Source organism: Streptomyces sp. NPDC059455 (genome assembly GCF_042750115.1).
Taxonomy (GTDB): domain Bacteria; phylum Actinomycetota; class Actinomycetes; order Streptomycetales; family Streptomycetaceae; genus Streptomyces; species Streptomyces endocoffeicus.
Genome location: NZ_JBHYVB010000053.1, coordinates 40,940 through 56,894 on the forward strand (window position 1 = coordinate 40,940; position 15,955 = coordinate 56,894).

The following is a 15,955-nucleotide window of genomic DNA, read 5'->3' on the forward strand; positions in this document are numbered from 1 at the left end:
ACTCCCTGCCGGCCTCGGGCCGGGGGCTGCCGGGTGATGTTCAGGCGTGACGCGCCGAGCGGACCGCGGTGTCGCGGCCGCCGGACGGCCGCGTCAGGAGTGCGGGTGAGGAACGACGCGTGCGGGGGTGCCGGCAGCGGGGCGGGCGGTTGCCGACGGGTCCGCGGCGGGCTGGAGGGTCTGGTTGAGCAACTGCAGTGCCGCCTGGGCGGCGGAGCCCGGCGCCGCCGTCGTCACCACCACCCGGATCCCCTGCCCCCGGGGCACCGGGAGCGAGTGCTGCAGCACATCCAGTTCCCCGACGATCGGATGGCGCATCCGGTACTCGGCCATGTCCCAGGCGCGCACCCGGTGCTCGGCCCACAGCGTGGCGAACTGCGGGCTGCGCATGGTCAACTCGCCGATGAGGGAGGCCAGATGCGGGTCGTCCGGATATTCGCCGACCGCCTGCCGCAGCTTGCCCACCACGTCCCGTGCCTTCCTGGGCCAGTCCACGTACAGGTCCCGCGTGTGGGCGTCCAGGAAGACCAGCCGGGCGGTGTTGGGCCGCGTGGCCGCTTGATCCGGGCTGTCCGGGGCCAAGTGCCCGGCGAACAACGCATGCCCGGCGCGGTTCCACGTCAGGACGTCCGAACGTCGGCCGACGACGACCACGGGTGAGTCCCCGAAGGCGTCCATCAGCTGACGCACCGCCGCGGTGACCCGCTCGGCGGGGAGCCGGCGGCGGCGCTGCCGGGCATCACCGGACAAGGTGTGCAGGTGGCGCCGCTCCGCGTCATCCAGCCGCAGAGCCGTGGCCAGGGCGTCGAGGACCTGCGGCGAGGCATTGAGCGAAAGCCCCTGTTCCAGCCGGATGTAGTAGGCCACGCTGACACCGGCCAGCTGGGCCAGTTCCTCACGCCGCAGCCCCGGCACCCGCCGCCGGTCGCCGTAGTCCGGCAACCCCACGTCTGCCGGTTTCAGCCGCGCCCGACGAGTGGACAGGAACTCGCCGAGGAGGGACTTGCCGTGCGTTGCGTCGTCCATGCGGTCGAGTATGGCCAGGCTCGCGACATCCAGCCTGCTCCTGGGAGTAGCAGGCACGCAGGCACGAAGGAGGCGGCATCGTCCGGGAGTCCCGACTCTCGACCTGGTGTGCTGGGCCGTGTGTCCGGAGCGTGCGACGATGCCAGTATGAATCGCCTGGCCGGCTCCCAGTCGCCGTACCTGCTGCAGCACGCCGCCAACCCAGTGGATTGGTGGCCGTGGGGGGAAGAGGCGTTCGCGGAGGCGGAGCGGCGCAGTGTACCCGTTTTGCTGTCGGTCGGTTACTCCGCGTGTCACTGGTGCCATGTCATGGCGCACGAGTCGTTCGAGGACAAGGCGACCGCGGACTATCTCAACGCCCACTTCGTCTCCGTGAAGGTCGACCGCGAGGAGCGGCCGGACGTCGACGCGGTGTACATGGAGGCGGTGCAGGCCGCCACCGGCCAGGGCGGCTGGCCCATGACGGTGTTCCTGACCCCCGAGGCCCGGCCGTTCTACTTCGGCACGTACTTCCCGCCCCGGCCCCGGCCCGGGATGCCGTCCTTCCGGCAGGTGCTGGAGGGGGTGAGCGCCGCCTGGTCGGACCGCCGCGACGAGGTGCGGGACGTCGCCGGCCGGATCGTGGAGGACCTGTCCCAGCGCGGCGGTATCGCCCTCGGCTCGGACGCGCCGCGGCCGCCCGGCGAGGAGGATCTGCACAGCGCGCTCATGGCCCTGACCCGCGAATTCGACGCCACCCGCGGCGGGTTCGGCGGCGCGCCGAAGTTCCCGCCGTCCATGGCGCTGGAGTTCCTGCTGCGCCATCACGCCCGCACCGGCTCCGAGGGCGCGCTCCAGATGGTGTCCGCCACCTGTGAGGCGATGGCCCGCGGGGGTATCTACGACCAGCTCGGCGGCGGCTTCGCCCGCTATTCCGTCGATGCCACCTGGACCGTGCCGCACTTCGAGAAGATGCTGTACGACAACGCGCTGCTGTGCCGCGTCTACGCCCATCTGTGGCGGGCCACCGGCTCGGACCTCGCGCGCCGTGTCGCCCTGGAGACGGCGGACTTCATGGTCCGCGAGCTGCGCACCCGACAGGGCGGCTTCGCCTCCGCGCTGGACGCCGACAGCGACGACGGCACCGGCAGGCATGTCGAGGGCGCGTACTACGCGTGGACCCCCGAGCGGCTGAGCGAGGTGCTGGGGGAGGCCGACGCGGAGTTCGCCGCCGGGTATTTCGGTGTCACCCGGGAGGGCACCTTCGAGCACGGGGCCTCCGTGCTCCAGCTGCCCGACGGGGAGCGGCTGACGGACGCCACCCGCGTCTCCTCCGTACGGGAGCGGCTGCTGGCCGCCAGGGAGCTACGGGCCCGGCCCGGCCGCGACGACAAGATCGTCGCGGCGTGGAACGGGCTGGCCATCGCGGCGCTCGCCGAGACCGGCGCCTATTTCGACCGCCCCGACCTGGTGAACGCCGCGACCGAGGCAGCCGAGCTGCTGGTGCGCATCCACATGGACCAGCGCGGGCGGCTGGCCCGCACCTCGCTCGACGGCACCGCGGGCGGCCACGCGGGCGTGCTCGAGGACTACGGGGATGTGGCCGAGGGCTTCCTCGCGCTGTCCGCCGTCACTGGCGACGGCGCGTGGGTGGAGTTCGCCGGGCTGCTCCTGGACACCGTGCTGAGCCGGTTCACCGACGAGGACGGCACGCTGTTCGACACCGCCGATGACGCCGAGACGCTCATCCGCCGCCCCCAGGACCCGACGGACAACGCGGCGCCGTCCGGCTGGACGGCCGCCGCCGGAGCCCTGCTGTCCTACGCCGCCATCACCGGCGAAGCGCGCCACCGGGAGGGTGCCGAGCGTGCCCTCGCCGTGGTGCGGGCCCTCGGCCCCCAGGTGCCCCGCTTCATCGGCTGGGGCCTGGCGGTGGCCGAGGCCCGGCTCGACGGGCCGCGCGAGGTGGCCGTGGTCGGCCCCGACGACGACCCCGCGACCCGCGCCCTGCACCGCGCCGCGCTGCTCGCCACGGCTCCCGGGGCGGTCGTCGCGGTCGGCGAGCCCGGCTCCGACGAGATCCCGCTCCTCCAGGACCGCCCCCTCCTGGAGGGCCGCCCGGCGGCCTACGTCTGCCGAGGCTTCACCTGCGACGCGCCCACGGCCGATGTCGAGGCCCTGACGGCCAAGCTGGGGGGCTGAGCGGGGACGACGGGACCGGACCCCCCGACGTACGGCGCGCGGGCCTGCGGCCGGTCCGGGGCTACGACGATGCCGGGGTCCGGGGCCGCGACGGTGCCGGGCCGGAGCCGTGAGGGCTGGTCCGGAGCCGCAGCGGGGCTGGTGGCGCCCGGGACGGTGCCGGTCCGGGGCCGTAGTGGGGCCGGGGCCTGGGGCCGCGACGGTGCCGGTCCGGGGCCGCGGCGGGGCTGGTCGCGTCCGGGACGGGGCGGGGGTCCGCTGCCGTGACGGGGCCGCGGCCCGAGGTCGTGACGATGCCGGGGTCAGGGGCCGATCAGGGGCCGGTCCGGAACCTGTCCGGAGCCGGGACGGTGCCGGGGTCGGGGGCCGCGACGAGGCCGTTCGGAGCCGTGACGCGGCCTGTCCGGTGCCGGTCCGGAGCCGGAGTCCGGGCCCGCGACGCGGCCGATCCGCAGCCGGGCCGGAGCCGCGACGGTGCCGGGCCGGAGCCGCGGCGGGGCTGGTCCGGGCCTGTTACGCGGCCGGTCCGGGGCCGGTCCCGGGGTTGCGGCGGGGGCGGGTGCCGGGGCGTCGCTACAGAGGGAGGCCTTGGGACAGCATGTTCAAGGCGCGGTCGATGCTCTCCTCCATGGCCGCCATCGCCGAGTCCTCCGCCGCGTCCTGGTCGGCGCAGTGGAAGAGCGCTTCCTGGAGGACGCCGAGGACGGCTCCGACCACGACCCGCACCTCGAAGTCCTCCGGCGACCGGTCGCTGCGTTCGGCCAGGACTTCGGCGAGCAGGGCGCCGGTCCGGGACATGCTCTCGCTCATGCGGGCGCGCAGCCCCGGTACCTGGCGGATCAGGGTGAGGCGGACCAGCATCTCCCGCCGTTCGTCACCGGCGAACTGCCGGAACAGGTTGAGCAGAACGCGCCGCAGCGAGGCGACCGGCGGTTCGTCCAGCGGCCGGTCCCGGAGCGCGGCGAGCAGGACATCGTCGTACTCGTCGGAGAGGACGATGTCCTCCTTGGTGGGGAAGTAGCGGAAGACGGTGCTGGGGGAGACGTCGGCGGCCTCCGCGATGCGGTCCACCGGGGTCGCGTCGTACCCCTGCTCGGTGAACAGCCGGTAGGCGGCGCGCCGGATCGCCTGCCGGGTCTGGATCTTCTTGCGTTCGCGCAGCCCGAGCTTGGGCCGCGCGGACGTCGTACGTGCGGAAGCCATGAATCTCATTGTCGGGCATCGGCGGTCTCCTGGACCATGGCGCCTTGATCGGCGGGAACCGTACGGGGCAGCAGGATCGCGACCAGCGCCGCCGCCGCGAGGGAGGTGAACGCGGTCACCAGGAGGGCCACGTCCATGCCGTGGACGAACGCGGCGTCCGCCGACGCGGCGAGGTGCGGATCGCCGAGCCGACCGGCCACCGCGTGGGCCGCGACCACCGAGCCGTCCGCCGCGTCGGCCGCGGCGGGTGGCAGCCCGGTGGTGTCGAGCCGGGTGCTGTACGTGTCGGCGAGCAGGCTGCCGAGCAGGGCGACGCCGATGGTGCCTCCCACTTGGCGCAGCGTCATGAGCAGCCCGGAGCCGGTGCCCTCGCGGTCCCGGGACAGGGCGCCGAGCGCCGCGTCCATGGCCGGGACGACGCCGAGGCCGAAGCCGAGTCCGGTGATCGTGAGCCAGGGCGCGGTCATGCCGTAGCCGTCACCCACCTCGGTGCGGGAACCGAGGAACGCGGCGGCGGCGCTCACCAGCAGCCCGCCGCTGATGACGGGCCGGGGCCCGAAGCGGGCGGCGAGCGGGGTGGCGGCGCGGGCCGCAAGCAGGAGTCCGGCCATCATCGGCAGCAGCCGCAACCCGGTGCCGAAGGCGTCGTTACCGAGGACGGCCTGGAGGTACTGCGGCAGAACGAACAGCAGCCCCAGCAGCGAGAAGCCCACCAGCGTGATGGCGACGGCGTTCCACAGGAACGCGGGCCGGAACAGCAGCCCCAGGTCCAGCATCGGCCGCACCGACTGCCGCTCGCGCAGGGTGAGCCCGGTGAGCAGTGCGACGGACGCGGCGAAAGCGGTGAGGATCAGTGGATGGGTCCAGCCCCGGGCCGGGGCCTCGATGAGGCCCCAGACGAGCGCGATGAGCCCGCCGACGCTCAGCGCGGTGCTGACGAGGTCGATCCTGCTGGGGGCCGCCGGGTCGCGGGTTTCGGGGAGCAGGAAGAGGCAGGCCAGGATGGCGATCGCGACGAGAGGAAGGTTGATCAGGAAGATCGATCCCCACCAGAAGTGGTCGAGGAGCCAGCCGCCGACGAGGGGGCCGAGCGGCATGCCGAGCCCCATCGCGGCGCTCAGGGCCGCGATCGCCCTGGACCGTTCGCCGGGGCCGAAGAAGGTGGGCAGGACGGCCATGGACAGCGGCATGACCAGCGCGGCGCCCAGCCCCATGACCAGGCGCGCGACGATGACCGGCACGGGGGTGGAGACCAGCGCTCCGATGAGCGCCCCGGCCAGGAAGATCAGCAGACCGGTGATGAGCATGCGGCGGCGGCCGAACCGGTCGCCGAGGAGGCCCGCCGGAAGCATCGCGGCGGCGAACACGACCGTGTAGGAGTCGACGATCCACTGCTGTTCGCCGATATCGGCGTGGAGGGCCGCGTCCATGGTCGGCAGGGCGATGTTGAGGATCGTGGTGTCGAATCCGATCACCAGGGTGCTGGCGACGAGGGCCGCGAGGGTCCACCAGCGACGTGGATCCGGATGTGGATCCCGATGTGGGTCCGGACGTGGGTTCGGGGCAGCGGACATGGCACACCTCCGAGAGTTACCGTCAAATGACAGTAACTCTCAAAAGATGTGGGCTGTCAATCGAGTCAATCGGGAGTGGCTGTCGGCCGGTCAGGCGTGCTGATAGGCCACCAGCGAGATGCCGACGTAGTGCACGACGAACGCGGCCAGCGTGAAGCTGTGGAACACCTCGTGGAAGCCGAACCAGCGGGGTGAGGGGTTGGGGCGCTTGGTGCCGTAGATCACCGCGCCCACGCTGTAGAGCAGCCCGCCGACGACGATCAGCGTCATCACGGCGATGCCGCCGGTGTGCAGGAAGTCGGGCAGGAAGAAGATGGCCGCCCAGCCCAGCGCGATGTAGCACGGGGTGTAGAGCCAGCGCGGGGCGCCGACCCAGAAGACCCGGAAGGCGATTCCGGCGAGCGCCCCGGCCCATACCAGCCACAGCAGTAGCTGCTGTTTGCCGTGTGGCAGGAGCAGTAGCGTGAAGGGCGTATACGTGCCCGCGATGATCAGGAAGATATTGGCGTGGTCCAGCCGCCGCAGCACCGCGGCGGTGCGCGGTCCCCAATTGCCGCGGTGGTAAAGGGCGCTGGTGCCGAACAGCGCACAGGCGGTGAGCGTGAAGATGGCGCAGGCCAGCCGCCCGCGCGGACTGTCGGCGAGGGCCGTCAGCACCACCCCGGAGACCAGGACCGCGGGAAACATGCCGGCGTGTAGCCAGCCGCGCAGCACCGGCTTCAGGGGGGGCGGCGGGGCCGCTTCGGGCCCTTGGGGATTCTCAACGGCGGCATCGGGCGCGGCGGCAGTCATGGCGCTCATGCTACCTACGCCACCGTAAGTTACCGGTCCATGTCGAGTGGTGATGGTCACCAAGGCGCCCACTGGACAGATGGCCCGTACAGTCGGATGATCAAATGAGCGCGGTCGGCACCGGATGAGCTGAGCATCCGGGTCGCAGCCCCCAAGGGGTAGCTGTCTCCATAAACGGATATGAGTGCACATATCCGTCCAAACCCTCAATCAAGACGCCGGAGCGAGTGCGGTTCCGGCGGGATGGAGCGATCGTGGCGCCCAGCAATGTGGCTTCCTCCCTCACGACCACCCCGAGTCCCACGAGCCACCAGGAGCTCGTCTCCTGGGTCGGCGAGATCGCCGCCCTCACCCAGCCGGATCGTGTGGTGTGGTGCGACGGCTCGGAGGCGGAGTACGACCGCCTGTGCGCGGAGCTCGTCGAGAAGGGCACCTTCAAGCGCCTTGACCCGATCAAGCGCCCCAACTCGTACTACGCCGCCTCCGATCCGAGCGATGTGGCGCGCGTCGAGGACCGTACGTTCATATGCTCCGAGAAGGAGGCGGACGCGGGCCCGACGAACCACTGGAAACACCCCGACGAGATGCGCGAGATCTTTTCCGGGGAGCAGGGCGTCTTCCGGGGTTCGATGCGCGGCCGGACCATGTACGTCGTGCCCTTCTGCATGGGCCCGCTCGGCTCGCCGCTCTCCGCGATCGGCGTAGAGATCACCGACTCCGCCTACGTGGCGGTCTCCATGCGCACCATGACCCGCATGGGGCAGGAGGTCCTCGACGTCCTCGGGGACGAGGGCTTCTTCGTCAGGGCCGTCCACACCCTCGGCGCCCCGCTGGAGCCGGGCCAGGCCGATGTGCCCTGGCCGTGCAATCCGACCAAGTACATCTCGCACTTCCCGGAGACGCGGGAGATCTGGTCGTACGGCTCCGGCTACGGCGGCAACGCCCTGCTCGGCAAGAAGTGCTACGCCCTGCGCATCGCCTCCGTGATGGCGCGGGACGAGGGCTGGCTCGCCGAGCACATGCTGATCCTCAAGCTCACCCCGCCGCGCGGGGAGGCCAAGTACGTGGCCGCGGCGTTCCCGAGCGCGTGCGGCAAGACCAACCTCGCGATGCTGGAGCCGACCATCCGGGGCTGGACGGTCGAGACGATCGGCGACGACATCGCGTGGATGCGGTTCGGCGAGGACGGCAGGCTGTACGCGATCAACCCCGAGGCGGGCTTCTTCGGTGTCGCGCCCGGCACCGGTGAGCACACCAACGCCAACGCGATGAAGACCCTGTGGGGGAACTCGGTCTTCACCAACGTGGCGCTCACCGACGACGGCGATGTGTGGTGGGAGGGCATGACCGAGGAGCCGCCCGCTCATCTGACCGACTGGAAGGGCAACGACTGGACCCCGGCGAGCGAGACGCCCGCGGCCCACCCCAACGCCCGCTTCACCGTGCCGGCCGGTCAGTGCCCGATCATCGCGCCCGAGTGGGAGGACCCCAAGGGCGTGCCGATCTCGGCGATCCTCTTCGGCGGCCGCCGGGCCAGCGCCGTTCCGCTGGTGACGGAGTCCTTCGACTGGCAGCACGGCGTCTTCCTCGGCGCCAACGTGGCGAGCGAGAAGACCGCCGCGGCCGAGGGCAAGGTCGGCGAGCTGCGCCGCGACCCGTTCGCCATGCTGCCCTTCTGCGGCTACAACATGGGCGACTACATGGCCCATTGGGTGGAGGTCGGCAAGAACGCCGACGCCGCCAAGCTGCCGAAGATCTACTACGTCAACTGGTTCCGCAAGGACGCCGAGGGGCGCTTCGTCTGGCCGGGCTTCGGCGAGAACAGCCGGGTGCTGAAGTGGATCGTCGACCGCCTGGACGGCAAGGCCGAGGGCGTGGAGTCCCCGATCGGGGTGCTGCCGGCGCCCGGGGCGCTGGACACCGACGGTCTGGACCTCGACGACGCCTCGCTCGAGCTGCTGCTCACGGTCGACAAGGAGGTCTGGCGTGACGAGGCCGGGCTGGTGCCCGACCACCTCAACACCTTCGGCGAGCACACGCCCAGGGAGATGTGGGACGAGTACCACGCGCTGGTGAAGCGCCTGGGCTGAGCCACTCCGCTCCGCTCCGGGGGCCGGGGGCCGTGCTTCAGGCGCGGGCCCCGGCCGTGCGCCCCTCGTCAGCCGTCAGCCGTCAGCCGTCAGCCCTCAGCTCACTTCGGCTTCGGCTTCGGCTTCGGCCGAGTCCGCTCAGGCCGCGAGGCCCAGGGCGGTCGCGTGGGAGCGCATGCGCTCGGCCGCGAGCGTCGTGGCCGCCGTGTCGTCCCGGGACGTGGCCACGACCAGGGCCCATCCGGCCAGGGTGTGGGCGCGCTGGTGGAGGGCGGCGATATGCGCCGGGTCCGTGGCCGAAGTCGTGGGTGCCGCGCGCAGCGGGGCGTGGCCGTCGCGCAGGCGGGTGGCCTGCTCGGCGAGGCGCTGGGCGGCGTCGTCGAGGGTGGGGTCCGGGGTGAGGGTGCGCAGCTCGTCCGTCACGGTGAGCAGGGCGGTCAGATGTCCGGCCAGCCGGATGTCCAGCTCTTCCTCGCGGGATCGGTGCGGGAAGTCGGGCGTGGGCTCGGCCATGCTGTGGACCGACTTGGTGCGGATCGGTTCGTACATGGATGGCCTCCAAGGGGTGAGGAGGCCATCCTAACTTAGACTCTGTCTAAAGTTGAGCAGTAACTAAAAGATCAGGGTTGGCCGTATCCGTCCAGGAAGTTCCCGATCCGGGTCACCGCGTCGGCCAGATCCTCCTTGGCGGGCAGCGTCACGATGCGGAAGTGATCCGGCTCCGGCCAGTTGAACCCCGTGCCGTGCACGATCATGATCTTCTCGGCCCGCAGCAGGTCCAGGACCATCTGCCGGTCGTCCTTGATCTTGTAGACCTTGGGGTCCAGCTTGGGGAACGCGTACAGCGCGCCCTTGGGCTTCACGCAGGTGACGCCCGGGATCTGGGTCAGCAGCTCGTACGCCGTGTCCCGCTGCTCCACCAGCCGGCCGCCGGGGAGCACCAGGTCGTTGATCGACTGGCGGCCGCCGAGCGCCGTGGCCACCGCGTGCTGCGCCGGCATATTGGCGCACAGCCGCATATTGGCCAGGATGGTCAGCCCCTCCAGATAGCTGCCGGCGTGGGACTTCGGGCCGCAGACCGCGAGCCAGCCGCTGCGGTAGCCCGCCACCCGGTACGCCTTGGACAGCCCGTTGAAGGTGAGGGTCAGCAGATCCGGGGCGACGGCGGTGGTCGGGGTGTGGGTGGCGCCGTCGTAGAGGATCTTGTCGTAGATCTCGTCGGAGCAGACGATCAGCTGGTGGCGGCGGGCGATGTCGGTGAGCCCGCGCAGCGTCTCCTCGCCGTAGACGGCGCCCGTGGGGTTGTTCGGGTTGATGATGACGAGCGCCTTGGTGCGGTCGGTGACCTTGCGCTCGATGTCGGCGAGGTCCGGCAGCCAGTCCGACTGCTCATCGCAGCGATAGTGGACGGCGGTGCCGCCGGCGAGCGAGACCGCGGCGGTCCACAGCGGATAGTCGGGGGCGGGGACGAGGACCTCGTCGCCGTCGTCCAGCAGTCCCTGCATCGACATCTGGATCAGCTCGGAGACGCCGTTGCCGAGGAAGATGTCCTCGACATCGAGGTCGATGCCCTGGGTCTGGTAGTGCTGCATCACCGCGCGCCGCGCGGACAGCAGGCCCTTGGCGTCGCCGTAGCCGTGGGCGTCGCCGAGGTTCCGGAGCATGTCCTCGAGGATCTCCGGGGGGCATTCGAAGCCGAAGGTCGCCGGATTTCCGGTGTTGAGCTTGAGGATGCGGTGTCCTGCCGCCTCCAGCCGCATCGCCTCCTCGAGCACCGGGCCACGGATTTCGTAGCAGACGTTGGAGAGCTTCGTGGACTGGATCACCTGCATGTCGGCCACCTTACGGCGGTGTATCCGGGGCCGCTCGGTGTTTTTCGCCACGTGGACGGTGTGCGGGAGCGCCGGGCGGTGGGGCCGCGACTCCGTGCGCCGCCCGGGATCCGTACTCCGCGCCGGGCTTCGCGCCACCCTCCGCGCCGGATAACGACTCTGTTTCTGGTGTTAATTTCCGCGAAAGAGGGGTTGGCCCGAACGGGCGGTGTCGTTATCGTTCACGAACTTCACCCAATCGTTCCGCTGAACGAGTAAGGGAAGGGTGCCCCCGTTCATGTCCCCGTTCAAGTCCGAGATCTCCCACCGCACAGCCCCCGCCGCGGCCGGGATACCGCGGCGGTCGGTGCTCACCACCGCCGCGGCGGCCGTCGCCGCGCTCGGCGGGTCCGCCGCGCTGACCGGCTGCTCGGGAGCCGCCTCCGCCTCCCCGTCGAGGGCCGTGCCCACCCGGGGCCCGGCCGGGCGGCCCGACCGCGGCGGCACCCTGCGCATCGCCCGGCCGCCCGCCTCCGACGCCGAGACCCTCGATCCCGCGAGCGCGCTGTCCGCGTACGAGTACCTCGGCGCGCTCTACAACCGCCTGGTGCGGATCGCGACCGACGGCACCGTGGCCCCCGACCTCGCCGAATCCTGGGAGCCCGACGCCAAGGCGACCACCTGGACCTTCCGGCTGCGCCGCGGCGTCACCTTCCACGACGGCCGCGCCCTCACCTCCGCCGACGCCGCCTACACCCTGCGCCACATCCTCGACAAGGCGACCGCGTCCCCGCAGGCCCCCGTGCTGTCCCCGCTGGTCGACCCGGGGCGGCTGCGCACCCCCGACGCCCACACCCTGGTCGTCCCCCTGAAGAGCCCGCACGCCGAGTTCCCCAGCCTGCTCACCCACTACAACTGCTACGTCGTGCCCGAGGGCAGCGCCGGCTCCATCGGCCGCACCGGCATCGGCACCGGCCCCTTCCGGCTCTCCTCCTTCACCGCCGCCGGGCCCGGCCGGGTCACCGCCTACGCCGACCACTGGGCCGGGCGCCCGGTCCTGGACGCGATCGACTTCTACACCGTGGCCGATATGCAGGCCCGCTCCAACGCCCTGCTCGCCGGGCAGGTCGATCTGCTCTCCCAGACCAATCTCGACTTCGCCACCGCCCGGGTCGTCGCCGCCTCCGACCGCGCCACCATCGCCCGCGCCGAAAACGCCCAGTGGTACGTGCTGCCGATGCTGACCACCGAGAAGCCCTTCACCGATCCGCGGGTGCGGCAGGCGATGAAGCTCGCCTACGACCCCGCGCACATCCTGAAGGCCGCGCTCCAGGGCGCGGGCACGGCCGGCTGGGACAACCCCGTCCCGCCGCACGACCCCTCCCACATCGCCACCCACCCCGCCCACGACCCCGAGAAGGCCCGCCATCTGCTGAAGCGGGCCGGGCACGAGCGGCTGGCGGTGGACCTCTACACCTCCTCGTACGACCCGATCTTCACGCCCATGGCCCTCGCCTACCAGGAGTCGGCCCGGCGCGCGGGCATCCGGATCCGGGTCAAGACCGCGGCCGCGGACTCGTACTACACCCAGATCTGGATGAAGAAGCCGCTCATGGCCACCTACTGGTACACCGGGCGCCCCGTCGACCAGCTGCTCAACCAGGTCTTCCGCGGCGGCTCCTCGTACAACGAGACCGCCTGGTCCGACAAGGAGTTCGACGCGCTGCTCGACCGGGCCCGCCGGGAGACCGACGAGGGCCGCCGGCGCGAGCTGTACGGACAGGCGCAGACGCTCGTCGTCGAGCGGGGCGGGGCGATCACCCCGATGTTCGCCGACCGGCTCGTCGGGATCTCCCGGAAGGTGCGCGGCTACGCCGAGCACGGCTTCGAGTTCGACTACCTGCACATCGGGCTGAAGGGGGCGTGATGTTCTCTTTCCTCCTCCGCCGTGTGGTCGCCGCGCTCGGCACCCTGCTGCTCTCCTCGGTCATGGTCTTCCTGGCCGTCCAGGCGCTGCCCGGCGATGTCGCCACCCAGGTGCTCGGCAGGGACGCCACCCCCGACGCGGTCGCCGCGCTGCGCAAGCAGATGGGCCTCGACCAGCCCGCCTGGGAGCGGTACGCCGACTGGATCAAGGGCGCGCTGCACGGCGACTTCGGCACCTCGCTGGTCACCACCAAGCCGGTGGGCGGCGAGGTCGCCCAGTACCTCGGCAACTCGGCCCTGATCGCCGTCGTCACCGTCCTCTTCGCGGTCACCGGCTCCGTCGTCCTCGGCGTCGTGGCCGGGCTCTACCGCGACCGCTGGCCGGACCATCTGATCTCCACGGTCAGCCTGGTCGGGATGAGCGTCCCCGAATTCGTCGTGGCCACCGTGCTGGTGCTCGCCTTCTCCGTCACCGTGCCGGTGCTGCCCGCCGTGGTGCTGTACGGGCCGGGGGCCGGGATCGGGCAGCTGCTCCCGGCGGTGTGGCTGCCCGCCGCCTCGCTCGCGATCGTCATGGCCGCGTACATCGTGCGGATGGCCCGTACCTCGGTGATCGACGTCATGGCGAGCGAATACGTCACCACCGCCCGGCTCAAGGGGCTGACCACCTGGCGCGTGGTCACCCGGCACGCGCTGCCCAGCGCCCTGCTGCCCACGCTGCACGTCATCGCGCTCAATGTGGCGTGGCTGGTGGGCGGCGTCGCCGTGGTCGAGAACGTCTTCAACTACCCCGGCATCGGAAAGCTGATGCTCAGCTCCGTCCAGAACCGCGATCTGCCGGTCATCCAGGCCATCGCCCTCATCAGCGCGGTCGTCTACGTCGTCTGCAACCTCGCCGCCGACCTCGGGTCCATGGCCCTCAACCCCAAGCTCCGCACCCGAGGAGGGAGGATCCGATGAGCTCCGTCGAGGATCCGAAGAGCTCAGTGAAGGAGCCTGTGGGCGCGGGCCCGGCCCCGTCGTCCGCCGTGAGCGCGAGCACGCCGCCGCCCGCGCCCGTACGGCCCGGCCTCGCCGCCCGCACCTGGCGCACGGTGCGCTCCTCCCGCCCGGCCGTCATCGGGCTCGCGATCGTCGCCGTTCATGTGGTGGTCGCGCTGCTCGCCCCGCTGCTCACCCCGTACCACCCCACCACCGGCGACGCCTCGCACGCCCTGCTCGGGCCGAGCGCCGACCACTGGGCGGGCACCGACCAGTACGGGCGCGATGTGCTGACGCGGGTGCTGTACGGCGGGCGGTACGCGCTCGGCGTCTCCGTCACCGCGACCCTCATCACCATCGCCCTCGGCGCCGTCCTCGGCTGTGCGGCCGCGCTGCGCGGCGGCTGGCTGGACGATGTGGTCATGCGCGTCCTGGACGCGGTGCTGTCCATCCCCGCGATCCTCGTCCTGCTGGTGATCGTCACCGCGCTGGGCACCGGATCCTCGGTCATCGTGCTGGCCATCGCCGTCGTCTGCGTTCCCCAGGTGGTGCGGGTGGTGCGCGGTGCCGCGCTCGGCGTCGTGCCCCAGGACTACGTCACCGCGGCGCGGGCCCGGGGCGAGAGCACCTGGGCGATTCTGCGGCGCGAGGTGCTGCCCAACATCAGCGATGTGGTGTGCGTCGAGTTCGCGATGCGGGCGTCGTGGGTGGTGCTGCTGATCTCCTCGCTGTCATTCCTCGGCTTCGGCGCGGACCCGCCCACTCCCGACTGGGGGCTGATGGTCTCGGAGAACCGCACCGCCATCACCGTGGTGCCGATGGCCAGCCTCGCGCCGATCATCGGCCTGGCCACGATGGTGGTCGGGCTCAACCTCGCGGCCGACGGCCTGTCGAAGGCGTGGGGCGTGGACCGGATCAGGGAGGGCGTCTGATGACCACGTCTCCAAAGGCCCCCATCGTGTCGGTGGACAAGCTGTCCGTGGCCTACCGCTCGGGCGGGCGCGAGGTGCCCGTCGTCCAGGAGGTGTCGCTGGAGGTGCGCCCCGGCCGGACACTGGCCCTGGTCGGCGAGTCCGGCAGCGGCAAGTCGACGATCGCCGCGACCCTTCTGGGGCATCTGCGGCACGGCTCCCGGATCACGGGCGGGCGCGTCGCGGTGGCCGGCGAGGACGTCTTCGCGCTGTCCGCGCGGGAGTTGCGGCGGCTGCGCGGCGGTACGGTCGCGATGGTCGCGCAGAACGCGGGCCACGCCCTGACGCCGTCCATGCGGATCGGACGGCAGATCGCGGAGGCGGGCGGCGAAGTGCCCGTCACGGAACTGCTGGAACAGGTGCGGCTGGAGCGCCCGCGCGAACTCGCCCGCCGCTATCCGCACGAACTCTCCGGCGGGCAGCAGCAGCGCGTCGCCATCGCCATGGCGATCGCGGCCCGGCCCAAGGTGCTCGTGCTGGACGAGCCCACGACCGGCCTCGATGTGATCACCCAGCGCGGAGTGCTGGACCTGGTCGGCGCCCTCCGCGAGGAACTCGGCCTCGCCGCCGTCCTGGTCAGCCATGACCTGGGCGTGGTCGCGCGGATGGCCGACGAGGTGTGCGTGCTGAACGCCGGACGGGTCGTCGAGGCCGCCCCCACCCGACGCCTCTTCGCCGCCCCCGCCGACCCGTACACCCGCCGGCTGCTGGCCAGCGTCCCCCGCATCGCGGACGCGGGGCTCGCGGTGGTGGGCGAGGACGGTACGCGGGAGATCCGGCCCAGGGCGGGCGTGGCCAGGGACGCGGCGGAGGCGGTGAACGTACGGGAAGTCGTGATCGACTACGGGGCCAGCCGCGCCGTGGACGGAGTCTCCTTCAGCGTGCGGCGCGGTGAGGTGCTGGCGCTGGTGGGCGAGTCGGGGAGCGGTAAGTCGACGATCGCGTGGTCGCTGGCGGGATTGCGGGAGCCGTCGGGCGGAACGATGAGGGCTGCGTCCGGGGGTGGGTCGGGCGGCGCGTCCGGCGGCTCGCCCGGTGGTTCGTCAGATGACGGGTCCGGTGGCCCGTCAGGTGGCCGATCCGACGGCCCGCCCGACGGCCCGCCCGGTGGCCCGCCGGGCGGCTCGTCCGGCGGTGACGGGGACCTGAGCGCCCCCGCGCGGCGGCGCCCGCTCGCCCTGCGCCGCACCGTCCAGCTCGTCTTCCAGAACGCCGACACCTCGCTCAACCCGCGGCGCTCGGTGGGCGATGCGGTACGGCGACCGCTGCGCTTCTTCGGTACGGCCGGGTCGCGGGGGGGGGGGGGGGCGGGCCCCCGGCCAACGTTCGGCCGCGGGCCCCCCCCCCCCCCCGCAGGCCCCCGCCGGCCCCCCCCCCGGGGGGGGGGGCCCCCCCCCCGC

The 15,955-nt window shown here is 72.0% G+C and carries 12 protein-coding genes; 6 read left to right on the forward strand and 6 right to left on the reverse strand.

The genetic code is table 11. From position 1 onward, the window contains the following. Nucleotides 1-93: 93 nt before the first annotated feature. Entirely contained in the window at nt 94-1,026 is a 933-nt protein-coding gene (locus ACFXB5_RS20605; protein WP_385209789.1) for a helix-turn-helix domain-containing protein, read from the reverse strand. A 147-nt stretch (nt 1,027-1,173) separates the two neighbouring features. On the opposite strand from ACFXB5_RS20605, the gene ACFXB5_RS20610 reads away from it, so the two are divergent. Next, nucleotides 1,174-3,207 (forward strand): thioredoxin domain-containing protein, encoded by a 2,034-nt coding sequence (locus tag ACFXB5_RS20610; RefSeq protein ID WP_385209792.1) that lies wholly within the window; start codon nt 1,174-1,176, stop codon nt 3,205-3,207. Nucleotides 3,208-3,780: 573 nt separating this feature from the next. Here ACFXB5_RS20610 and ACFXB5_RS20615 read toward each other — a convergent pair. From ACFXB5_RS20615 to ACFXB5_RS20625, 3 genes are all read right to left on the reverse strand, one after another. Further along, nucleotides 3,781-4,410, reverse strand: coding sequence for a TetR/AcrR family transcriptional regulator (locus ACFXB5_RS20615; protein WP_385209795.1), 630 nt, complete (start codon nt 4,408-4,410; stop codon nt 3,781-3,783). 5 nt (nt 4,411-4,415) lie between these two features. Beyond that, nucleotides 4,416-5,984, reverse strand: coding sequence for an MFS transporter (locus ACFXB5_RS20620; protein ID WP_385209798.1), 1,569 nt, complete (start codon nt 5,982-5,984; stop codon nt 4,416-4,418). A 90-nt stretch (nt 5,985-6,074) separates the two neighbouring features. Further along, nucleotides 6,075-6,776, reverse strand: a complete 702-nt coding sequence (locus ACFXB5_RS20625) for a hemolysin III family protein (RefSeq protein ID WP_385209825.1) — start codon at nt 6,774-6,776, stop codon at nt 6,075-6,077. A gap of 254 nt (nt 6,777-7,030) precedes the next feature. On the opposite strand from ACFXB5_RS20625, the gene ACFXB5_RS20630 reads away from it, so the two are divergent. Then, nucleotides 7,031-8,866, forward strand: a complete 1,836-nt coding sequence (locus ACFXB5_RS20630; RefSeq protein WP_385209800.1) for a phosphoenolpyruvate carboxykinase (GTP) — start codon at nt 7,031-7,033, stop codon at nt 8,864-8,866. A 138-nt stretch (nt 8,867-9,004) separates the two neighbouring features. Here ACFXB5_RS20630 and ACFXB5_RS20635 read toward each other — a convergent pair whose 3' ends face one another. Both ACFXB5_RS20635 and ACFXB5_RS20640 read right to left on the reverse strand, forming a co-directional pair. Next, entirely contained in the window at nt 9,005-9,415 is a 411-nt protein-coding gene (locus ACFXB5_RS20635) for a hypothetical protein (protein WP_385209802.1), read from the reverse strand. Between the two features lie 71 nt (nt 9,416-9,486). Beyond that, complete coding sequence (locus tag ACFXB5_RS20640) at nt 9,487-10,698, reverse strand: pyridoxal phosphate-dependent aminotransferase (protein ID WP_385209828.1); 1,212 nt, start codon at nt 10,696-10,698, stop codon at nt 9,487-9,489. 277 nt (nt 10,699-10,975) lie between these two features. On the opposite strand from ACFXB5_RS20640, the gene ACFXB5_RS20645 reads away from it, so the two are divergent. From ACFXB5_RS20645 to ACFXB5_RS20660, 4 genes are all read left to right on the forward strand, one after another. Further along, complete coding sequence (locus ACFXB5_RS20645; RefSeq protein ID WP_385209805.1) at nt 10,976-12,604, forward strand: ABC transporter substrate-binding protein; 1,629 nt, start codon at nt 10,976-10,978, stop codon at nt 12,602-12,604. Next, entirely contained in the window at nt 12,604-13,563 is a 960-nt protein-coding gene (locus ACFXB5_RS20650; protein ID WP_385209808.1) for an ABC transporter permease, read from the forward strand. The genes ACFXB5_RS20645 and ACFXB5_RS20650 overlap by 1 nt, the downstream gene beginning before the upstream one ends. Continuing rightward, complete coding sequence (locus ACFXB5_RS20655; protein ID WP_385209811.1) at nt 13,560-14,516, forward strand: ABC transporter permease; 957 nt, start codon at nt 13,560-13,562, stop codon at nt 14,514-14,516. Before ACFXB5_RS20650 ends, ACFXB5_RS20655 begins: the two co-directional genes overlap by 4 nt. Continuing rightward, nucleotides 14,516-15,955: ATP-binding cassette domain-containing protein (locus ACFXB5_RS20660; protein ID WP_385209814.1), on the forward strand; the 1,440-nt coding region annotated here is incomplete at its 3' end. The genes ACFXB5_RS20655 and ACFXB5_RS20660, both read left to right, overlap by 1 nt.